General features: G+C 54.2%; 18 protein-coding genes and 1 pseudogene. 11 read left to right on the top strand and 8 right to left on the bottom strand.

The annotated features are described in order from the left end of the window. The first annotated feature begins 113 nt into the window (after positions 1 to 113). The gene (locus tag QZQ46_RS07125) at positions 114 to 1,259 is read left to right on the top strand and encodes a glycerate kinase (RefSeq protein WP_296828350.1); all 1,146 of its coding nucleotides are present in this window, start codon (positions 114 to 116) and stop codon (positions 1,257 to 1,259) included. 5 nt (positions 1,260 to 1,264) lie between these two features. On the opposite strand, the gene rnhA is transcribed toward QZQ46_RS07125, so the two are convergent. Then, on the bottom strand, positions 1,265 to 1,954 hold the full coding sequence (gene rnhA / locus QZQ46_RS07120; RefSeq protein ID WP_296828348.1) for a ribonuclease HI: 690 nt from the start codon (positions 1,952 to 1,954) through the stop codon (positions 1,265 to 1,267). Positions 1,955 to 2,103: 149 nt separating this feature from the next. Here rnhA and QZQ46_RS07115 point away from each other — a divergent pair, with 149 nt between their 5' ends. After that, on the top strand, positions 2,104 to 2,928 hold the full coding sequence (locus tag QZQ46_RS07115) for a 4Fe-4S binding protein (RefSeq protein WP_296828346.1): 825 nt from the start codon (positions 2,104 to 2,106) through the stop codon (positions 2,926 to 2,928). On the opposite strand, the gene QZQ46_RS07110 is transcribed toward QZQ46_RS07115, so the two are convergent. Continuing rightward, on the bottom strand, positions 2,925 to 3,935 hold the full coding sequence (locus tag QZQ46_RS07110; RefSeq protein ID WP_296828344.1) for a metallophosphoesterase: 1,011 nt from the start codon (positions 3,933 to 3,935) through the stop codon (positions 2,925 to 2,927). The two genes, QZQ46_RS07115 and QZQ46_RS07110, sit on opposite strands and share 4 nt — an antisense overlap. Positions 3,936 to 4,091: 156 nt before the next feature. On the opposite strand from QZQ46_RS07110, the gene QZQ46_RS07105 reads away from it, so the two are divergent. Together QZQ46_RS07105 and QZQ46_RS07100 are read left to right on the top strand one after the other, a co-directional pair. After that, positions 4,092 to 5,120: an alpha-hydroxy-acid oxidizing protein gene (locus tag QZQ46_RS07105; RefSeq protein ID WP_296828342.1), complete on the top strand. Its 1,029-nt coding sequence runs from the start codon at positions 4,092 to 4,094 to the stop codon at positions 5,118 to 5,120. An 85-nt stretch (positions 5,121 to 5,205) separates the two neighbouring features. Further along, positions 5,206 to 6,207 carry a VirK/YbjX family protein gene (locus QZQ46_RS07100; protein WP_296828341.1) on the top strand — a complete coding sequence of 334 codons (1,002 nt, stop codon included), beginning with the start codon at positions 5,206 to 5,208 and terminating at the stop codon, positions 6,205 to 6,207. A gap of 10 nt (positions 6,208 to 6,217) precedes the next feature. Here the strand turns inward: QZQ46_RS07100 and QZQ46_RS07095 are convergent, their stop codons facing one another. The 5 genes from QZQ46_RS07095 to QZQ46_RS07075 form a co-directional block, all read right to left on the bottom strand. Continuing rightward, positions 6,218 to 6,829, bottom strand: coding sequence for a TetR/AcrR family transcriptional regulator (locus tag QZQ46_RS07095; RefSeq protein ID WP_296828339.1), 612 nt, complete (start codon positions 6,827 to 6,829; stop codon positions 6,218 to 6,220). 131 nt (positions 6,830 to 6,960) lie between these two features. Beyond that, positions 6,961 to 7,845 (bottom strand): radical SAM protein, encoded by an 885-nt coding sequence (locus QZQ46_RS07090; protein ID WP_296828337.1) that lies wholly within the window; start codon positions 7,843 to 7,845, stop codon positions 6,961 to 6,963. 13 nt (positions 7,846 to 7,858) lie between these two features. After that, the gene (locus QZQ46_RS07085; protein WP_296828335.1) at positions 7,859 to 8,344 is read right to left on the bottom strand and encodes a nuclear transport factor 2 family protein; all 486 of its coding nucleotides are present in this window, start codon (positions 8,342 to 8,344) and stop codon (positions 7,859 to 7,861) included. Positions 8,345 to 8,610: 266 nt separating this feature from the next. Beyond that, positions 8,611 to 10,257 (bottom strand): ABC transporter ATP-binding protein, encoded by a 1,647-nt coding sequence (locus QZQ46_RS07080; RefSeq protein ID WP_296828331.1) that lies wholly within the window; start codon positions 10,255 to 10,257, stop codon positions 8,611 to 8,613. Next, positions 10,250 to 11,992, bottom strand: coding sequence for an ABC transporter ATP-binding protein (locus QZQ46_RS07075; protein ID WP_296828326.1), 1,743 nt, complete (start codon positions 11,990 to 11,992; stop codon positions 10,250 to 10,252). Before QZQ46_RS07075 ends, QZQ46_RS07080 begins: the two co-directional genes overlap by 8 nt. A 201-nt stretch (positions 11,993 to 12,193) precedes the next feature. On the opposite strand from QZQ46_RS07075, the gene QZQ46_RS07070 reads away from it, so the two are divergent. The 7 genes from QZQ46_RS07070 to QZQ46_RS07040 all read left to right on the top strand — a co-directional run bounded on the left by QZQ46_RS07070 (position 12,194) and on the right by QZQ46_RS07040 (position 21,541). After that, positions 12,194 to 12,649 (top strand): CtsR family transcriptional regulator, encoded by a 456-nt coding sequence (locus tag QZQ46_RS07070; protein ID WP_296828323.1) that lies wholly within the window; start codon positions 12,194 to 12,196, stop codon positions 12,647 to 12,649. Between the two features lie 22 nt (positions 12,650 to 12,671). After that, positions 12,672 to 13,187: a UvrB/UvrC motif-containing protein gene (locus QZQ46_RS07065; RefSeq protein ID WP_296828321.1), complete on the top strand. Its 516-nt coding sequence runs from the start codon at positions 12,672 to 12,674 to the stop codon at positions 13,185 to 13,187. 3 nt (positions 13,188 to 13,190) lie between these two features. Beyond that, positions 13,191 to 14,255 carry an ATP--guanido phosphotransferase gene (locus tag QZQ46_RS07060; protein WP_296828319.1) on the top strand — a complete coding sequence of 355 codons (1,065 nt, stop codon included), beginning with the start codon at positions 13,191 to 13,193 and terminating at the stop codon, positions 14,253 to 14,255. A gap of 6 nt (positions 14,256 to 14,261) precedes the next feature. Then, on the top strand, positions 14,262 to 16,691 hold the full coding sequence (locus QZQ46_RS07055) for an ATP-dependent Clp protease ATP-binding subunit (protein WP_296828315.1): 2,430 nt from the start codon (positions 14,262 to 14,264) through the stop codon (positions 16,689 to 16,691). A gap of 85 nt (positions 16,692 to 16,776) precedes the next feature. Further along, positions 16,777 to 18,153 (top strand): DNA repair protein RadA, encoded by a 1,377-nt coding sequence (gene radA / locus QZQ46_RS07050; RefSeq protein ID WP_296828313.1) that lies wholly within the window; start codon positions 16,777 to 16,779, stop codon positions 18,151 to 18,153. Between the two features lie 104 nt (positions 18,154 to 18,257). After that, entirely contained in the window at positions 18,258 to 18,656 is a 399-nt protein-coding gene (locus QZQ46_RS07045) for a (deoxy)nucleoside triphosphate pyrophosphohydrolase (RefSeq protein WP_296828311.1), read from the top strand. An 8-nt stretch (positions 18,657 to 18,664) separates the two neighbouring features. Continuing rightward, positions 18,665 to 21,541, top strand: coding sequence for a DUF3427 domain-containing protein (locus QZQ46_RS07040; protein WP_296828309.1), 2,877 nt, complete (start codon positions 18,665 to 18,667; stop codon positions 21,539 to 21,541). Between the two features lie 134 nt (positions 21,542 to 21,675). Here the strand turns inward: QZQ46_RS07040 and QZQ46_RS07035 are convergent. Beyond that, a pseudogene (locus QZQ46_RS07035) lies at positions 21,676 to 21,833 on the bottom strand (IS30 family transposase); the annotation flags it as partial.

Genomic DNA, 21,833 nt, shown 5'->3' with positions numbered 1-21,833 from the left:
AAAAATGGCAGCGTTTCTTAGTATCGGTAACATAGAAATGAAAAAACTCCTCTGTTACACTAGAGACACAATAAATATGTAGATAACTCATAGTGTATAAAGGAGTGGGGGATATGAAAGTTGTCATTGCTATCGATTCATTGAAAAACAGCCTGACGTCGGTCGAAGCCGGAAGAGCCGTTGAAGCCGGCGTCCGCAAGGCTTATGGGGCGCAGCCCGTACAAATCGTCGTCAAACCCTTGGCCGACGGTGGAGAGGGGACCGTCGAAGCCCTCGTCGAAGGGATGAATGGAGAACTGCGCCATGCCGTCGTTCAGGGGCCCTTGGGGGACGCTGTTTCTTGTGCTTACGGCTATCTGCCCGATACGGGAACGGCAGTCATCGAAATGGCCGGCGCTGCCGGCTTGGGTCTCGTCCCGGAAGAAAAGCGAAATCCTCTCTATACGACGACTTACGGTGTCGGTCAGGTCATGGCCGAGGCTATAAAAGGGGGCATCCGCCGTTTCATCATCGGCCTTGGCGGCAGTGCTACCAGTGACTGCGGCGTCGGCATGCTTCAGGCCTTAGGCTACGTCTTTCGCGATAAAGACGGCCGCGTCGTCGGGACCGGGGGGCTGGCCGTCGGTGACATCGCCTCTGTCGACGACAGTCAGGTCCTGCCGGCTTTGAAGGAATGCACCTTCGACGTCGCCTGTGATGTGACCAATCCCTTGTACGGAACGTTAGGGGCAGCTACCGTATTCGGACCTCAGAAAGGGGCGTCGCCGGCCGATGTCAAATCCCTTGACCAAGCCAGCCGCTCTTTTGCCGCCATTACCGAGGCCTATTTAGGCGAAGACTACAGTCAGGCTTCCGGTGCCGGTGCAGCCGGCGGCATGGGCTTTGCCGTGCTGGCTTATCTGAAAGGCAGCCTGCGTTCGGGAATCCAGATTGTACTCGATTCCATCCGGTTGGCCGACGTCGTGGCCGATGCCGATTACGTCATTACCGGTGAAGGCCGCCTCGATGCCCAGACAGCCATGGGCAAGGCACCCATCGGCGTGGCTAAGCTTGCCAAACAGTATGGAGCCAAGGTCATCGCCCTGGCCGGCTGCACGACGGAAGATGCCGGCGAGTGCAATCGACAGGGCATCGATGCCTTCTTTTCCATCGTCGACAAAGCCATGCCCCTGCAGGAAGCCATGGACCGCGACACGGCCATGGGCAACATGACCCGGACGGCCCAGCAGGTCTTTAATCTCATCCGCGCCGTAAGCTGAGGCGATCAGCGAAACTTTGACGCTTCGGCCTTAGCCAGTTGGTCGCAGCGTTCATTGAGGGCGACGCCGACGTGGCCTTTGACCCAGTGGAAGGTGACCGTATGAGAATGGTAGAGCTTGTCGAGTTCTACCCATTGCTCCTGATTTAAGACGGGTTGGCCGTCGGCTCTTGTCCAGCCTCTTCGCTTCCAATTGGCCATCCATTTGGTGATGCCGTTTTTCAGGTATTGGCTGTCCGTATAGAGGGCGACTTTGGTCCCTTCCGGGGCAAAGCGCAGGGCCATGATGGCGGCCTGGAGCTCCATGCGGTTATTGGTCGTCGACGGGTGACCGTCTGAGAGTTCGGTCACTTCGCCTGTGGCTACGTTGCAGGCGACGGCAGCCCAGCCGCCGGGACCGTCGGGATTGCGAAGGCAGGAGCCGTCGGTGTAGATGACGAAATCCTGATCCTTGTCGGAAGGGAGGGCCGGTTCGGCTAAGGTCGGCTTAAGGGTTCGTGCCCTTGACGTCGAAGGACCTCCTTTGCGGACGGGGGTACTGTCGCTGCCGTTTAGCCAGCGCATGGCTTCCGTCGCATCGGTGAAACTTTTATAACGTGCTCCCGGGTAAGCGTCGACTTGTTTTTTACAGTCTTCCCAGGAAGTGAACAGGCCCGTTTGGCGGCCTTGCCGTACGGCATATATCTTCTTTTGCATAAGACACCTCATTCTTTTGTCATCAAGGAACGCTTATGATTGTATCATAAAAAAGAAAAAGAAAACAGGCGCAGTCAGTGACTTTAGCGCCTGTTTTCTATATAATGGAAGTATACACCTTACCGTTTTCAGGTTGGGAGGGATTCATTTTGAATATTGAGCAAGTTTCTGCTGTGTATTTCAGTCCCACCGGGAAGACGAAGCAAATCGTCTGTCACTTTGCAGCCTCAGCTGCTAAGGCCCTTCAAGTCCCGCTGCGGACGATGGCGCTGGACTTACCGGCCGAGCGAGAGGACCGTCATGTCTTTTCCGAAAGGGAATTGGTCGTCGTCGGCGGGCCGACCTATGCCGGAAAGCTTCCCAATAAGATTATGCCGGCCTTCCGGGAGAATCTCATCGGAAAGGGGACGCCGGCCGTCGCCTTAGTGACCTACGGCAACCGCTCCTTTGACAATTCCCTGGCCGAACTCTGTGCCATCTTAAAAGAAAATGCTTTTAACCTAGCCGGTGCCGGGGCCTTTGTTGCCGGCCATGCCTTTTCCGAAATCTTGGCTGCCGGCCGTCCCGATGACGATGACCTGGCTGCCGTCGCGGACTTTGCCCTTAAGGTTGCGCAGCGGCTGCAGCAGGGAGACTGTCCGACAGGCTCCTTGACCGTTGACGGCGATGCCGAAGCACCTTATTATATTCCTAAGGGGGAAGACGGACAGCCGGCTAAATTCTTAAAGGCCGTCCCCAAGACGGATATGGAAAAATGCGTATCCTGCGGCCTCTGCGCCCGCCTGTGTCCCATGGGATCCATCGACTTTTCTCAGCCGGACAAGGTGACGGGCATCTGCATCAAATGTCAGCGCTGCGTCCTTTCCTGTCCCTATGGGGCCAAGTATTTTGACGATCCGGCTTTCTTGTCTCATGTGAGGATGCTGGAACAGCATTATACGGCTCGGGCCTCTTATAAAATCTTTCTCCCTTAAGCGGCTCGTTTGGATGCTTTCAAGGCTGCCGGAAGCACGATTGTGCGGTCGAATTGAGGCATCCACTGCTGATTCTTGTGGCTGTAGGTCCGAATGACGATCTTGTCAGGGTAGAGATAGAAAGAATTGGTCCAAATTTCGTCGCTTTCCCAAGCCGGGTTGTAGACATCCAAGACCTGGGTGCCGGCGTAGTAGTTAATGGGATTGTCGAAGCTCGGATCCGTAGGCGGCGTGTGGGTGTGGCCCGAAGCCCAGACGAGAACCTGAGGGTTCTTGACTAAAATGTCGTGAAGGTCCTGAACGGGGGCCGTGAAGTTGCGGGCCTGGTTTTCACTGTTGTCCGGGAGAATCGTTCCGTTTAGCGGCGTGTGGCAGAATATCAGGGTCGGCTTGTTCTTGTTGGCCGCCAGTTCTGCTTTCAGCCAGGTCAGCTCTGCCTGCGACAGTTCGACGGCATAAGGCTTGCCGCTGGCATTGATATGGCCTTCGATTTCGTCAGGCGACAGGAAGAGCAGCAGGTAATGGCCCATGTCCTTGGCATAATAAAGAGGACCGTAGCTTTCCTGATAGAGGCCGATATGGCTCATCCGTTCATACGGGTCGGCAGGCTGCAGCTTTCCGTCGACTTCCGGCACTTCACTGTAGACGACTTCATGGTTGCCGGCGACGAAGGCTTTCGGATGGCTGACTTTGTCCGTCAGTTCATGAGCCAGGCGGTGTTCTTCCCGGCCGCCGGCCAACTGGGTCATATCGCCGGTAAAGACGCAGAGATCGACGTCTTTCCAGGAGTTGATATCCTGTACGGCTTTTTCTTTGTTAGCCATCTTCTGGGCCCGAAGGGCCTTGTCCTTCGTTTCCTTACTGCCGTAATGGACATCGCTGAGGACGACGATGCGCTGGTAATCTTTGGCAGTGTCTGCGGCGCGGACGGCACTCAGTCCGACGGGACTGAGGCTGGCAGCCAACAGTAAAGCTGCCGTCATACGAACAATACTTTTTAAAAACATTTCTCATACACGCTCCTTGTGATGGATTTGTGAACCTCATCTATCATAGGAGCCGATTGTATAAAGCAGGTAAGGATTGACTGCATAAATCGTAATTTTTGCTTATCATTTATTTAAATTTTTTATATATTTTATAAATTTAAGGAGGTTTTTTCTATGGATTTACAAGAAGCTCGCGAACTCGCTCGCAAAAAGATGAAGGGCTGCTACGTCTGTCCCGAATGCGATGGCAAGGCCTGTAAGGGGATGATTCCCGGCTTTGGCGGTCTGCGGACGGCGAAGTCCTTCCTGCGCAACGTAGAAGCCTTGGCAGAATACGGCCTGGTCATGCGCAGCATGGGCAGTGTGGTTGATCCCAATCCGGCGGTTACGATTTTCGGTAAAGAAATCAGCATGCCTGTCCTCGTCGCTCCCGTTGGCGGCGTCATCCTCAACTCCAAGGTCCCCGGTGATCCGGCTACGGTAGAAATGGATTATAACGAATACGTTTCCAAAGGCGCCTTTGATGCCGGTACGCTGTGCTTTACCGGTGACGGCGGCATGGAATACATGTTTGAATCGGGAATCGTAGCCTCCAAAAAACGGGAAGAAACGGTCATTCCGACAATCAAACCGCGGAGCAACGACCAGATCATTGAAAAGATTAAAATAGCTGAAAAGGCACATGCCTTTGCCGTCGCCAGCGATATCGATGCAGCTACCTTAATCAATATGCATATCTTTGGCCAGCCTGTAGGTCCGAAGAGCGCCAGCGATATTGCCGAACTGGTCAAATCGACGTCTCTGCCCTTTATCGTAAAAGGCATCATGTCTCCTGAAGAAGCCGTTGCCTGTGCCGATGCCGGCGCGAAAGGCATCGTCGTCAGCAACCACGGCGGCCGCATCCTCGATGGTATGGTCGGTACGGCCGACGTCCTGCCGGAAATCGCCAAGGCCGTGAAAGGCCGGCTGACGATCTTCGTCGACGGCGGTGTCCGTCACGGCGAAGACGTCCTTAAGATGTTGGCCCTCGGTGCCGATGCCGTCCTCATCGGTCGTCCCGTCGCCATCGCAGCTATCGGCGGCCAGGCGGAAGCCGTTAAGCTCCTGCTCGATACTTTGAAACGAGAAATCATGGATGCCATGATGATTACCGGCGTTCACGATTTATCCAACGTATCACCGGATATCTTAAGACGGTTATAAGATCTTTTAAAACATGAATAATTGACAGCCCGCCGGCCTGCCCGTATAATAGTCCTATTGGATTGTACTTGATAGGAGGAATTTCATGCATAGTATTTCCTATTTTTGGCACTTGTCGCGACTCATATACGGACCTCGGAATTTTCAAGAGAACAAGCGGGCTGTCGTTTTTTTTGCAAGGGCGGTCTCTAATAGGGCCTTGTTCGAAGAGCTATACGATTTCTTCGACCGTTATGAGCCGATGAAAGGCTTTTTTGAGCAGCACGATCCGGATTTTCAGGAAGTCATGACCCGGGTCTTCTTGTTCAAAAACTCGACCATGCGCCAGCGGCTCGACGCCTTGAAGCATCATTTCACCATTTTACGGACCTTCTTTTCCGATGAAGTCATCCGCGAAATTTACTGGGGGAAGGGCTATACCCTTTGGACGTCGGACGATTCGGCCTTGCCTCTTGAAATGCGGCTCATCTTTGATACGGGCCAGCGAAAAGAAGGCTTCTTGTCGCTTTATCTCTATCATGAAGGCCAGATGATCTATCATTTCAATTTCCGCTTCGATTACAACAGCGACGGCACGCCGTCTATGTATATCGGCACTATTCAGGGCTCGAAGCATGGTTTGGAAACGACGAAAATTCTGACCAAGAAGCTCTTTGGCTACCGGCCGAAGAATTTCATCCTCTATTTGATGCGCATCTTCGTTCAGACTTTGGGCATCCGCGATATGTACGTCATTACTGACGAGGGCTTCTATACCAACAGCCATCTGCTGCGCGGCAATCGTTCCAAGAAGACCAATTTCAATGACTTCTGGATCGGTGAAGGTGCCGTCCCCGATGCCGGCGAGGCTTGGTATTTCCGTCTGCCCATCGAAGAAAAGCGCCGTAAGTACGACGAAATTAAGTCGCAGAAACGCAACCTCTTCCGCAAGCGCTATCTCCTCATGGACGCCATCGTCCCGCCTTACATCGAAGCCATTCGCAAGCTTTTCCGCCAAGGCTTTGCGCCGACGCCGTCGGCCGTCGATGAAGCATCTATCGTCGATAAGCCTGCCGATTACGACCCCATCGAGGCGCCGAAGGGGTGACTGACCGTCTTTAATCAGTAGCCGCAAGCCCTTTTAAAACGGCACAGAGCATCTTTTGGCTGCGGTCCCATAAGGGATAACGGCCGTCAGAGAGGGCATATTCAAAAATGCATCCTTTTTCCAGGACGCAGAGATCTTCTGCCAGTTCCCGCGTATTGATACGTTCCGGGAGCTGGCTTTTTTTTCGGGCTTCTTCCAAGGCTTCATAGACTTTGGCCAAGATGGGAAGGCGCGTCTTGTCGCTTACGTCGTCAGCTGTGATGTACAGGCTGGCATTGCTCGGCGTGTAGAAATTTTTGATGAATTGAATGTCTTGGTCAAGGCAGAAGCGGACATAGAGTCCGAAGATATAGAGGATTTGTTCGATGAAATCGTCTGATTCCGGCGGCTGAGATTCATTTTTATAGCGCTCATAGCCGGCGACGAAGTAGTAGGATAAGAGTTCGTCTTTATTACCGAAATGATGATAAAAACTGCCGACGGAAACTTTTGCCGTTTGGCAGACGTTGTTGACCGTTACGTATTCATAGCCCTTTTCTTGGATTAAGGCCAGAGCCGCGTCAAAAATCTTCTGCTTGACCTGCTGGCTTCTCACTTTGCGGGGAACTTTTAGTGTTGGCATCGTCATTGCCCCTTTCTTTGTAGTCACTTAATCTTTACATGATTTTTTTCGCCTGTCAATGTGAAATCACAGGGCATAGTAAACAGGGCCTCGGCTGAAGGTGTATCGCCTTCGTGCCGGGCCCTGTTTCTTTATACACTCCTTAAAAGGGAGCGACGATATTGTAAGGCTTTTTCCGTATCGGTATCCATTTTTTCGATGAGTCGGTCCAACTCGGCCAGGATGCGTTCTTTATCCTGGGGGAGACGGGCCAGGAAGGACACGGCATTGGCTGCGCCGCGGGCATCGATGGTGATGGGATTTTTCAGTTCGGAAATAAAGGTGCGGAACTCGCGGAGCCGTTCCGTTTCGGAGGCTTCTTCGAAGGTTCCGTTTTGGAGTTCGTCGTAAAGGGGCGTTCCGGGCAGGAAGGCGACGGTCGTCAGGAAGAGGTATGACGGATGGACCTGATTGAGGACTGACGCCGTGATCTTCGCATCTTGTTCGCCCTTGCCCTTGCCGGCAATGCCGCCGAGGTAGATGACCCGGTAGGTCATGCCCGAGGCATCCATCTTTTTCAATTCCCGCAGGACGTCGGCACCGGAGTAGCCTTTATTGACATGGGTCAAAACTTCGTCGTCGGCGCTCTCGATGCCGATGACCAAATTGTCGTATCCCAAGGCGTGGAGTGCCTTTAAATCGTCGACGCTCTTGTGATACAAGTCGTCGATACGGGCATAGGCCGCGATGCGGCAATCCGGGAAATAAGATTGAAAGAGCGCTGCCAAATCGGAGAGCTTGTCTGTGCTCAAGGCGAAGGGGTTGCCGCCGGAAGCCCAAATTTTCTTGGCCTTCGGGAAGTGGAGCGCCGCTTCTTTGACGTCGGCTTCTATCTGTTCCCAGGGAGCGACGCGGAAGGGATAGCCTTCGTAGAAATTGCAGAAGGTGCAGCTGTTATGGGTGCAGCCGACGGTGACTTCGATAAAGACGCTGTCGGCGTCTGTCGGGGGCCGCACGATGGGACTGTTAAAATGCATTTGTCATGCCTCCTTACCAGGATTCACGGGTGATCGTTTCTTTGACCCAGCCTTTTTCCCAGGGGGCTGTCTTTTCGATGATGCCGGTCAACTCCTTAAAGTACCATTTCCCGTCGACTTTGACGTATTTGTTTTTATATTTGCCGACTAAGACGTAGGCATCGTCCGTGCCTTTTTCATCGGTCATGGTCAGCAGGCAGACCAGGCAGAACGAGCCCTCGGCAGATTGGCCGTCGCCGCTGATTTCGACCATGGGAGCCATCATGTTGTGCTGGCCCCAGGGGATGGCCTTGCCTAAGCGGGCTGCATGAGCCTTGATGGCTTCATGACCTTGGGCCGTGCCGCCGCAGCCTTTGATTTCCCATAAGCCGTCGGCCGTAAATAAGGAGGCAATGCCTTCACCTTGATAACCGTGGTCGAGGTAATATTCGTATTTATATTGGAGTTGTTCACAGGCGTGAATGTCTTCTAAGCGTTGAATGCGTTCTTCAAGTGTCATGATTCATAATCTCCTTTTGCGGTGAAATAAATTGCTTTTTAAAGTAGTTCTAGAACGTATTCTAATTATAAGACGAGAAATTAAAAATGTCAACATACTTTCTAGAATGCATTCTAAAAAGTATATTGACAGAAATCAAAGGCCCGGATTGATGTGATTTATGGAGGTACGGATAAAAGGGAGATAAGCCAAAAAGCGCTACCCCGGGCCAAAGTCCGGAGGAGCGCTTTTTCAGGTGATTCTGTGGAATTGTTGGCAGCAGGGCCTTACGACCGACGGCCCCTTTGAGCTGTGCCCATGACGACGAGGCGGCCGCCCTGGGCTTCGTAGAGGCGATGGGAAATGGAGAGGACCGTCCGGTTTTGGGAGGCCGCCTGCAGGGCTTCTAAGACCTGGCGTTCAGTCAGGGCGTCGAGGTTGGCCGTGATTTCATCGAGTAAGAGGATTTGCGGGTTCATGACGACGGCCCGGGCGATGGACAGGAGCTGCAGCTGGCCGCGGGAGAAGTATTCCTGCCGGAACGGCGTGTGAAGTCCTTCGGGCAGGGAGGTGCAGAGGTCCCACAGGCCGACGAGGCGCAGGGACTTTTCAATGGCTGTCTCGTCTATGCGGGGATCCTTGAGGCTTACTTGGTCGGAAATGGTTCCGGCCACGTCGTGGAACTGCTGTTCTACGTAGCCGAAGACTTGGCGCCGAAGGGACGGTGCCAGGCGAGACGGCTCGCAGCCAAAGACGCGGATCGACCCTTCTTGGGGGGCGTACAGGCCGAGGATCAGTTTAAACAGGGTGCTCTTACCGGAACCGGTGCGGCCCGTGATGGTGACTGTTTCCCCTTTTTTGACGGCCAGGGACAGGTGGCGGAACACCGTTTCATCCTTGCCATAGCCGAAGGCGGCATCGTCGATGACCAAGGGTGGGGCAGTGGTTGTCAGGTCGTCTGCCGTTCCCCTTTCTTGGACGGGTTCGGCAAAAAATTCTTTCAAGCGGCTGATGCCGGCTATGGCCGACTGGATGTTTTGGATTTCCATGCCGATGCTTTCAATCGGCGAGAAGATGAGGCGCACGTAGGCGATGAGGGCGACGACGGTGCCGACGGTCATGCCGAAGAGGTCCTGCAGGAAGGAACTGCTGACCGAGAGGGCCATCATGATGCAGATGATGAGCGTCGACAAGGTGATGATGATGGGCGAATAGATGGCGTCACAGAAATTGCTTCTCTCCATAGCGGCGAAACTGTCGCCGATGGTCTTGCCGTACCGGCGGCGCAGGTGGCGTTCCTGCTGACAGGTATGGATGGTGCGGATGTTGTGGACCGTTTCCGGAATGAGTTCGTTGGTCCTGCCGATGGCTGCACGGTTATCCCGTTGTGCCTGAAGCATGCGTTTTTGAAAGTATCGGGTCAGGAGAAATAAGAGGGGCAGGGCGATGCACAACAAGATGCCCAGGCCGCCGCTCAAGTGGAAGACGACGACGAGGATGCTGGAGATCGTAAGGACGTCGGCAATCATGCTGACGACGCCGGAGTCGAAGAGGTCTTCCAAGGTGTCGACGTCGTTGACAAAGAGGGATGTGACGGCCCCTGATTCGTGGCTGACGAAATAAGGTGCCGGCAGGGCGCTGAGGCGGCGGCACATGGCTGAGCGCAGGCCGTGGGTGATCTTTTGGCCGAAGATGGTAATCAACGTTTCTTTTAAGGCGTCGACGAGGCCGCTGCCGGCGTTTACGACAAAATAGACGACGCCTGCCGTCAGTAAGGACATGGCCGCAAAATTGCCGCCGGCCAGGCTGTCGACGATATACTGTAGGATAAGAGGCGGTGCGACGCTGACCGCGATGGAGGCGGCAATGGCCAGGACCAGACCGATGATGAGAGGCAGATTGGCCTTTACGGTCTGTAAGAAAATCTTATACATGGCGGTCACCTCCCTGCCCTTTCTGCTGCATATCGTAGAGTTTGCGGTAGGCTCCGTGAGTTTCGTACAGTTCACGGTGAGTAGAGACCAGCGGCCGGCCGTCGCTGCTGAGCCAAATGACTTGATCGAGGTAGGAAAATAAGGCCAGGCGGTGTGAAATGAGGAGGATGATACAGTCGCTGTAGGATTTTCGGAGATGGTGGAATATCTTTCGTTCCGTCGTCATGTCGACGGCAGCAAAGGGATCGTCGAAGACGAGGAGGGGCCGCCGATGAAAGAGGGTGCGGGCCAGGGCGATGCGGGCCTGCTGACCGCCGGAAAGGCGCTGGCCCCCTTCGCCAATAGGCGTCTCTATGCCTAAGGGGAAGGACGCACAGTCTTCATCCATACAGACTTCGGTGAGAACCTTTGTGACATCTCCGGCAAGGCCGAAGCGGATATTCTCTTCGATGGTCGCTGAAAATAACTCGCTGTCGTGGCCGCAGTAGCCGACGATGCCTTCCGGCCCGGTATGGCCGTTTCCCAATTGAACGGAGCCGAAGCGGATTTCGCCGCCGTGAGGCTTTTCGCCGAGAAAGGTAAGGCCCAGGGTCGACTTGCCGCAGGCGACGGGACCGGTAATGCCGATGATGTCGCCGGGCTTGGCAGAAAAGGATAATCCCTCATAGACAGGCCGTTCATTTTCATGATAAGAAAAGGACAGGTCGGAGACCGTAAGCGCTGCCGGCGGATAGGTCGGTACCGGTTCCGGCAGCGGATGGGAGGCCTGCAGCCGGGGCTGGATGCGGTTCCACGACACCTGTGCCTTTTGGACGGCATTGAACAGGCGGGCTGCATGGGAGGTCTTGATGGACATCTTGACGAAACAGGAGAGGTACGTCGAAAAGGCGGCGATGTCCCAGATCTGCCAACCCTCTCCGAGGACGTTGCGGCCGCCGAGCCAGACGACGAGAATCGTGCCGATCATGGCGATGATTTTATAGATAGGCTGCATCGTGTTTTCCCACAGATTGGCCAAAATCATCTTCTGTTCGTAGTCTTTCAGGTAACGTTCGTACTGGGCATTTTGCACGTCTTCTTCGCCGTAGACGCGGTAGGTCAAGGCGTTGCTGATGCGGTCCAAGGTGATGCCCGACAAGGCGCCGCTGCTCTCTTTGCTGCGGGCAGCCGTCTCAGCGACGAGGCGCCGCAGTCGGTTGGCCAGGACGTAGGCCAAGGGCGGGAAGACCAAGATACAGAGGGTCAGTTTCCAGTCGTAGACCAAGAGCATGACCAGGTAGGTCACCATGACGACGCCTGTATCGAAGATTTCTGTCGTGAACTTTCGCATCCCTTCGACACAGGTGTCGATGTCGGAAATGACTTTGGTCATCAAGGTTCCCGTGTGTTCCCGCTCCATCACGTCTTTCGGCGTCTGGACGAGCTGCTGATAGAGCCGGTCTTTCATGGTCAGGCTGACGTTGTTGGCGAACTTTCGGACGTACAGCCGCTTTACGTAGCGCATAGCCTGGACGGCGACGATGACCAGGGCGTACATCAGACAGAGGGCATACATATCGGCAGCCGTTTTCGTGCCGCCGAACATATCGTAGAGGTACTGTGCCAGCTGGCCGTCAAACCAAGGGCCGGCAATCATGCCGACGTTGTAGAGAATGCCGCTGACAGTGACGATAAAGAGAATTTTCTTTTCTTTTAAGAAGTAATAATAAACGGAACCGGGTCCCCAGTTTTTCAATGGTAACACCTCGCTTATGTAGTCCATTCATCATACACCATACCGATGGAATTTGCGAGCAATAAAAGGGCTGTTTTATCAATTTGAGAACTTTTTACATTCCCTACCCCTTGCGTAAAGTCAAAAAGACGAATATAATATACCTATACGAAAGTCAAAAAGAAAAATTTTGAGTCGATTTTTTTTAAGAGGTGATTTACGATGAGTGTATTAGCTGATAAAATCGAACAATTTATATTACATAAATTATTGGAAGAAGACAATTCCGATATCGTCCTGCGCCGTAATGAGCTGGCCGATGAGCTGCAGTGTGCACCGTCGCAGATCAGCTATGTGCTGAGTACGCGCTTTTCTAATGACCGAGGCTATCTGGTCGAATCGCGGCGCGGTTCCGGCGGCTTCGTCCGCATCATTAAACTGACGCCGAAGAAGGAAGATCGGACGCCGGTCCTGCTCCACGAACGCCTGCCGGCGGTCAGCATTTCCATGGAAGACCTGGATGCCTTATTATATGAATTATTGAAGCGGCGCAGCCTCACTAACAACGAGGCGGTCATCCTCCACTTGACCTTTGAATCCCTCTATCGCCGTATTGACGACGAAGGGTCGCGCCTATTGGTCATCAGTGATATTTTGAAAAATTTGAACCTTCATTGAAGATAGAAAGGACGTGAGGGCCATGCTCTGTGATGCCTGTAAAAAACGGGAAGCTGTTGTCCATATCGTCAAAATTGAAAATGGCCGGCGCACAGACGTCCACCTGTGTGCGACCTGTGCGAAGAGACAGACAAACTTTTCCAATCCGCAAGATCTGAATATTATCGATAATGATTTTTTCCGTAAAATGGCCTATCCAGATTATCAGGGGGCCAGCGGCGATGAACCGCGTTGTGCCAGCTGCGGCATGACTTATGGGGAATTCAACCACGTGGGGAAATTCGGCTGCCCCGATTGCTATGAAGCCTTTAAAGAAGAAATCCCGCCGCTCCTGCGGCGGATTCACGGCCACAGCAAACACGTCGGCAAGGTGCCTAACCGCGGTACCGGTGTATTCCGGACGGCAACCCAGGTCAAGCGCCTACGCCAGCACCTGCAAAAGCTGGTTCAGGAAGAGCGCTACGAAGAAGCGGCTAAAGTCCGCGATGAAATTCGGGCTCTCCAGCGCCAGCTGCCCGATCAAGGAAAGGGGGAATAAGCCATGGCTTTCGATATGCTCATGGCTCCGCTCTGCCCCTGGCAGGACGGGACCGGCGAGTTTAAGGACATCGTCATCGACAGCCGTGTCCGACTGAATCGGAATTTGAAGAAATACGTCTTTCCCGATAAGGCGTCGGATACGGAATTGTCGGCCGTCCTCGAAGAAGCGAAGGGTCAGCTGGGCACGCTGAACACCTTGGGGCACGGCGCCTATCGCTTCATCTCTTTTGAAGATTTGTCATCCCTTGAAAGGGAAGTACTGGCCGTCAAGCACTTGTCGTCGGCCGGCCACATTGAACGGCCGGAACATCGGGGCATCCTCCTTCGCGACGATGGTGCCGTGTCAATCCTGATCAATGGCGACGACCATTTCTGCATCCAAGTGGCCGCCCCGGGCTTCGACCTGCGGCGCGTTTGGGATCAGGCCGCCCAGATCGACGATGCCTTGGAAAGTCACTTGGACTTTGCCTTCCGCGACGACTTCGGCTACCTGACGGCAAGCCCGTCTCTGACCGGCACGGCCATGACCGTCGGCGTGACCCTTCACGTCCCGGCCTTGGTGCTGATGAAGCGGTTCAACCGCATCGTCCAAGGAACGACTAAATTTGGATTTTCCGTCTCCGGTATCTATGGAGAAGGCGGCGATTCCATCGGCAATATTTTCCAGATCACCAACCAGATTACCCTGGGTGTGACCGAAGCCGATACGATGGAACAGCTGCGAAAGATCGTAACTCAAATCGTGCAGGAAGAACAGAACTGCCGCAGCATGGTTTGGGACCACAATAAGAATACCTTAAAAGATAAATGGCTGCGCACTTGCGGCACCCTCAGTCAGGCCTGGCTCCTCGATGACCGGGAAACACTGAACTTTGCCAGCGACCTTCGCTTCGGCATCGACATGGGGGTCATCCCCGTGCATCCCCTGGCTTATGAAGCCATTATGGCCGCTTCTGATCCTGCCTACCTTCAACTTCAGGCCGGCTCGGAATTAAGCGGCGAGGACTTGGAGCACCAGCGTGCCAAAGCGGTTCAGCAGGTGCTCGGTGAGTACAAAAGGAAGTGATTTCCCATGGCGAACAATCGATTTACCAATGATGCCAAAGCCGTGCTTCAATACGCACAGGATACGGCACAAAAATTCCATCATGATTACGTCGGAACGGAGCATATTCTGCTCGGTCTCGTTTTAAATAAAGACGGCATTGCAGGCCTTATTCTCTCCCAGCTGGGCCTGACGTCGGAAAATGTTACCCGCGCTATTGAACAGCAAGTCGGCTGGGGGACTGATACGACGGGCAAACTGCGCCTGACGCCGCGGACGAAACGGGTCATGGAAATGGCCGTTCGCGAGGCGAACCGTCTGGAACAGAATTACGTCGGTACAGAACATCTCTTGTTCGGCATCCTGGCAGAAGGGACGGGCATGGCGGTCCAAATCTTGGAAGATATGGATATCGATCCTGACCTCGTATCCCAGCGTCTGAGCGAGCTGATGAACGACGGCGACAGCGGCAGCAGTGAGGCTTCCGGCGATAAGAAGGGCAGCGATTTGTCCCAGTTCGGCCGCGACCTCAATGAATGGGCTAAAAAGGATAAAGTCGACCCGGTCATCGGCCGGGAACAAGAAATCAGCCGCGTCATTCAGATCTTGAGCCGCCGGACTAAAAACAATCCGGTCCTCATCGGCGCTCCCGGCGTCGGCAAGACGGCCATCGCCGAAGGACTGGCCCAGCGCATCCTGAACGGCAACGTTCCTGACAGCCTGCAGAATAAGCGTGTCTTTTCCCTGGACTTGGCCAGCATCGTCGCCGGTACCAAGTACCGCGGTGAATTTGAAGAACGGATCAAACGCATCCTCGACACCATTTCCCATGATGATTCGATCATCCTCTTTATCGATGAAATCCATCAGCTCATCGGTGCCGGTGCCGTAGAAGGCGCCATGGATGCAGCCAACATCCTGAAACCGGCCCTGGCCCGCGGCGACCTGCAGTGCATCGGGGCGACGACAGCCGACGAATATAAGAAGCACTTTGAAAAGGATGCGGCCCTGGCCCGGCGTTTCCAGCCCGTCCAGGTCGGTGAACCGAATGAAGAAGATGCGGTATCCATTTTGTTCGGCCTCCGCGACCGCTATGAAGCCTTCCACAAGGCCCGCATCACCGACGATGCCGTAAAGGCGGCTGTCAAATTGTCGGCCCGCTATATTTCTGACCGCTACCTGCCCGATAAGGCCATCGACGTCATGGACGAAGCGACGGCCCGGGTCCGCATGAAAGTCTTTGCGCCGTCTCAGGAACTGCAGGTTCTCGAACAGAAATTGGCGGACATCAAGAAAGAAAAAGAAGCGGCCCTCGACGGGGAAGACTTTGAAAAATGCGCATCCCTGCGCGATGCCGGCAAAAAGATCGCTTCGGAAATTTCTGCCCTCCAGAAGGAAAAGAAGCAGCACGACGATGAAAAACTGGTCGTCACCGAAAACGATATTGCCGACGTCGTTTCTATGTGGACCGGCGTTCCCGTCCAGCAGATTACGGAAACGGAATCGCAGCGCCTGCTCCACTTGGAAGAAGAACTGCATAAACGGGTCATCAGTCAGGACGATGCCGTTACGGCCGTGGCTAAAGCCGTCCGCCGTGCCCGGGCCGGCCTGAAAGATGCCAACCGTCCCATCGGGTCCTTCTTGTTCCTCGGCCCGTCCGGCGTCGGCAAGACGGAATTGGCCCGCACCTTAGCGGCCCAGCTCTTTGACAGTGCCGACAATATGATCCGCATCGACATGAGTGAATTCATGGAAAAATACAGCGTCTCCCGCCTGGTCGGCGCCCCTCCGGGCTACGTCGGCTATGAAGAAGGGGGCGAACTGACCGATGCGGTCCGGGAAAAACCTTACAGTGTCATCCTCTTCGACGAAGTCGAAAAGGCCAGCAGCGACTTCTTCAACCTCTTGCTGCAGGTCCTCGATGAAGGCCGTCTGACCGACTCGAAGGGCCGGACCGTCGACTTCCGCAATACGGTCATCATCATGACCAGCAACCTCGGGGCTTCTCATCTCCGTCCGTCCGGACCGGTCATGGGCTTTGCTACGGGAAGCGAAGGCGGCAGTGAAGAAAAGGCCTTTAACGAGGCCCGCAAGGCAATTCTTGAGGATGTGAAACGCTTCTTCCGGCCGGAATTCTTGAACCGTATCGATGAAATGATCGTCTTCAAGCCCCTGGCTCAGTCCGATCTTCGCCAGATCGTCGATATCATGCTCAAAGAGCTGACCACACGCCTCGGTGAAAAAGGCGTTGGCCTCAACTGGACGACGGCAGCCGACGACGTTCTCGTTCAAGACGGTACGGATTTTGCCTACGGTGCCCGCCCGCTGAAACGAGCTATCCAGAAACTGGTCGAAGACCCGATTTCGGAAATGCTCTTAAGCGGCGACGTCAAAGACGGCAATACGATTCACGTCGACAGTGTAGATAAGAAGAAACTCGTCTTTACGACGGAATGATGATAGGGCTTCGCATGAAGGCTGATGCTTGCCATGCGAAGCCTTTTTTTATAAACAGCGCTGCAGGTCAGCGCGAAGGAGTAATATGGCAAAAGCAAAAATTCGTTACGTTTGTACCAGCTGCGGCAGCGTCTCCAGCCGCTGGCTCGGCCGCTGTCCCCAGTGCGGCGAGTGGAATACGATGGAAGAAGAACAGGTGACGCCCGACGTACCTAAGGCGGCTCAGAGCATGGCCCGCAGCGGTCCGGCGTCGCGGGCTACGTCCTTGTCAGACATCGCCTTAGAAGACATGACCCGCGTCGAAACAGGCATCGGCGAACTGGACCGCGTCCTCGGCGGCGGCATCGTGCCGGGAGCCCTCATCCTCTTGAGCGGTGATCCGGGCATCGGCAAGTCGACGCTGGTCCTGCAGCTGGCAGCGGCCGTCTGCGCCAAGAACGGCACCGTCCTCTACGGGTCCGGTGAAGAATCGGCCGGTCAGATCAAACTGCGGGCTCAGCGCTTAGGCATTGCCGCGCCGAACCTGGTCATTCAGGCCGATACGTCCTTGGACAACATTTTGAGCGAAGCCCACAAGCGGCGGCCGGCCTTGGTCATCGTCGACTCCATTCAGACCATGTACAGCCAGGCCGTCGAAGGGACGCCGGGGAGCTTGTCCCAAATCCGAGAAGGGACGAGCCGCCTCATGACCTTTGCCAAAAGTGAAGCCATTCCGGTCATCGTCATCGGCCACGTCACTAAAGACGGGGCCATTGCCGGGCCGCGCATGATGGAACACATGGTAGACGTCGTCCTCTATTTTGAAGGGGAACGCAACTACCAGTTCCGCATCCTCCGGGGCATTAAGAACCGCTTCGGCTCTACCAACGAGTCGGGCCTGTTCACCATGACCGGCGGAGGCTTGTCAGAACTGGAAAATCCGTCTCAGCTCCTCTTGGCGGAACGGGCGGCGGACCAAGCCGGTTCTGCCGTCGCCGCCGTCCTCGACGGCATGCGGCCTATGCTGGGGGAAATCCAAGCCCTGACGGCTCATTCCGTCTTTGCCGTTCCCCGTCGAACGGCATCGGGCATGGACTACAACCGCCTCATCATCCTCTTGGCCGTCCTTGAAAAGCGCCTCGGCGCCGCCCTTGGCAGCCAGGACGTCTATATCAACGTCGTCGGCGGCCTGCGCCTGACCGAGACGGCAGCCGACCTCCCGGTCCTCCTGGCCGTCTATTCCAGCCTGCGCGACATCTCCATGGACAGCCGGACCGTCGTCATGGGGGAAGTCGGTCTGACCGGCGACATCCGCCGCGTTCCCCAAGCCCTGCGCCGCGTCAAAGAGGCGGCGAAAATGGGGTTCCGTACCTTTATCATGCCCAAGGGAAACCTCGAAGACGTCGAAACCGATAAATTCCCGGACTGCCGCTTCGTCGGCGTCGCCACCCTGCGCGAGGCCATTGAAAAGGCCTTTGCCTGATTTTTCGCTCTGAACGGGGATTTTTCCCGGAAAGGGCGGCTTTCAGTAGGCAAAAGAACTTTACCATGGTAAAATAGGGAAAAACGAGGAAAGAAGGCCGTGTGATGAAGCATTTGGAAGTAGTGGCAGCTATTTTGGAATATAAGGGAAAAATCCTCTGTATGGAACGGGGACAGGGGAAGTTCGACTACGTCAGTTTTAAGTATGAATTCCCGGGCGGAAAGATTGAGGCCGGTGAAGCCAAGCATGCAGCCATTGAACGGGAACTGCGGGAAGAAATGGATGTTCATGTCTCGGTCAAGGAAGAAGACCTGTACATGACTGTCCACCACGACTATCCTGATTTTTCCATCAGTCTCCACGCCTTTTACTGCGTATTGGACAAGCCCGATTTCATCCGGAAAGAACATGTCGATGCCAAATGGCTGGCCCCTCAGGAACTGCCGACCCTGGATTGGGCGCCGGCTGATGTGCCGATTATGCAGAAACTGGCCGGAAAGTAGAGGCGGTCATGGTGGAATATGGGGCCCTTGAACAGTGCCTGCGCGAAGGCTTTATCGACTATACCATCGAAGCCGACCAGCGCTACGTACCGAAAATACTGACCAATAATAAAGAAAAAAAGCGAAAAGTCCTGGATACCATTTTGTCCCAGCTCTACGTCTGCGACCAGTTTCTGTTTTCCGTCGCCTTCCTGACCAAGAGCGGCATTGCCTGCCTGAAGGACGCCCTCATCGAGAATGACCGGGCCAAGGGAAAAATTCTGGCTTCGCAGTATTTGAATTTTACTGAGCCCGACGCCTTGCAGGAACTGCTGAAGTTCCCTAACGTCGAACTGCGCATGGTGACGGAAGAGAGGGCCTTTCATGCCAAGGGCTACCTCTTTCACCGCGCCCAGGCCGGGCCGGAAAATTATACTATGGTCATCGGCAGCAGCAATATGACGGCCAACGCCTTGACGAGCAATCAGGAGTGGAACGTCTTCTTTACGTCGGCTGAAAATGGGGCTCTCATTCGTCAGACCCAAGAGGAATTCCAAGCTCTGTGGGATACGGCAGAAGTCGTCGATGACGACTGGATTCGGGCCTATAAAGCTATCTACAGCTGCCATAATCCGAAGCGGGAGAAGGTCTTTCTGCCCTTCCATAAGATTCAGCCTAATGCCATGCAAAAGGCGGCCCTTTCGGGCATTCAACAACTGCGCGAGGCAGGAGAGGACCGGGGCCTTTTGATTTCAGCGACCGGGACCGGCAAGACCTATCTGTCGGCTTTCGATGTCATGAAACTGCAGCCACGGCGGTTTCTCTTCGTCGTCCATCGGGAACTCATCGTCAAGAGTGCCCGCGACAGCTACGTCAAGGTCGGCGTCAACCCGGCCGATACGGGGCTGTTGACCGGCCATGTCAAAGAGGGCGACAAGCCCTATCTGTTTGCGACGATCCAAACCTTAGCCCGCGATGAAATCCTTCATTCTTTTGCACCCGATGCCTTTGACTACATCGTCATGGACGAAGTGCACCACGGCGGCGCGGCGACGTATCAGAAGGTACTCGACTATTTTAAGCCCCGGTTTCTCTTAGGCATGACGGCGACGCCGGAGCGGTCTGATGATTTCGATATCTATGCCTTGTTCAACCACAATATTGCCTATGAAATCCGCCTCCACGACGCCTTGGCCGAAAATATGCTGGTACCCTTCCACTATCACGGCGTCAGCGAAATTACGGTCAATGGACAAATACTCGATGACCACAGTGATTTTAATGCCCTGACCTGTGAAGAACGGGTGCGCCATATCCTCTATTATGCCGATTTGTACGGCAGCGATACGGACCGCGTCAAAGGTCTTGTCTTTTGCCGCAGTGTCGATGAAGCCCGGTCGTTGGCGGCAGCCTTTTGCCGTCACGGAAGAAGGGCGGCGGCCTTGACTGGGGCGTCGAGCGAAGGAGAAAGACAGGCAGCCATCGCCCGTTTAGAAGCGAACGCTGCTGAGGATGACGACTATCTTGACTATATCTTCACCTGTGATATCTTTAATGAAGGCGTCGATATTCCGCAGGTCAACCAGGTCATCATGCTCCGTCCGACGACGTCGGCCATCGTCTTCGTCCAGCAGTTGGGCCGCGGGCTGCGAAAGTACCCCTATAAGCGGTATTTGGAAGTCCTCGACTTCATCGGCAATTATGAAAATAACTTTTTGCTGCCCATCGCCCTCTTTGGCGATCGGACCTACGATAAAGATTTTGTCCGCCAATTGATGCAGGCCAATTTTTTGCCGGGAGCGACGTCTGTTTATTTCGACGATATTGCGAAAGAACGGATTTATGCGGCCATCGACGCCAAGAGTGCTCTCGCCGATTTGAGGGAGTTGAAGGCATCTTACCGCGACATGGCGTATCGGTTGGGCAGAGTGCCGATGATGATGGATTTCGTCCGCATCGGCGACAAAGATCCGTCCTTATTTATTGCCAAGAAAGAGTCGTTCTATGAATTTTCCCAGTACATGGATCCCCGGCCGTCGACGCTGAATGACGCCCATCGGGCCGTGCTGAAGATGATGAGCCTGGAACTTGCCAATGGGAAGCGGATGGAAGAAATCTTGGTCCTCCGCCATTTGATGGATCAATCGTCGTGGTCGACAGCGGAGCTTGCTGAAGAGATGGAAAATCGGTACGACATGCTGCCGTCGACGGAGACCATGGACCATGCCGCTCGTGTGTTAAGCCTGCAGTTTTTTATCAAAACGGCGCAGAAGAAATACGGCAGTCTGCCTCTTGTTTCTTTTGAAAACCATTGTTATCGGACGACGCCTTATTTTGAATCCTTGAAAGAGAATCCTGAATTTCAAGCCTATGTCGGTGACATTCTCGATTACGGAACGTATCGCTTTGAAGGCCTCTATGTGCAGGACCATCCCGAAATCGTCGGCGGCTTTGCCCGTTATGGCCGCTATTCCCGAAAAGATGTGTCCCGCATCCTAAATTATGCCGCCAACCGCGAAGGGACGCTGAACGGCTACCAAATCGTCGGGAATACCTGTCCCATCTTTGTCACGTATGAGAAGTGTGAAGATATTTCGGCCAATACGAAGTATGAAGACCAATTCGTATCGCCGCAAGAGTTCAGTTGGATGACTCGATCCCGTGTTCGCTTGACATCGTCTCAGATTCCCGCCATTCAGTCCGATGGGACGCGGAAGCTGTTGTTCGTGAAAAAAAGCGATGCTGAAGGATCGAACTTCTACTACATGGGCGATTTAAAGGTCCTGGGCGAGCCGGAAGAGAAGACCATTGCCGACGATCACGGCAATCTTCTTCCCATCGTCAATTTCCGGTTCCTCCTCGATAAGCCCGTAGAAGACAAGCTCTATGCCTATCTTTGTGAATAAAAGAACGGGCAGGAGGCTTTCGGCGGTCGGAGGGGATAAGGGATTCTTTGTAATTTTGGGACAGCACCCGATTTATAAATGGGGGAGACACAGCGGTTAGAACAAAAAACTTTACGGGTTAATTGCAATACCAATTAGGACACTCGAGATAATTCAATCTGAAATTTAGATTCAGCATCCTCGTACGCAAAGATTTTTCGAGGCAGTTCGTTGATCCAGTGTTCAATCATCGCAATGGTTTTAGACGACACCTTAGCTAAATCGCTTCCTTTGGGAATGAAACGCCGGACAA

The organism is uncultured Megasphaera sp. (assembly GCF_900539295.1).
Classification (GTDB): domain Bacteria; phylum Bacillota; class Negativicutes; order Veillonellales; family Megasphaeraceae; genus Megasphaera.
This window is presented reverse-complemented; position numbering and strand designations above follow the sequence as displayed.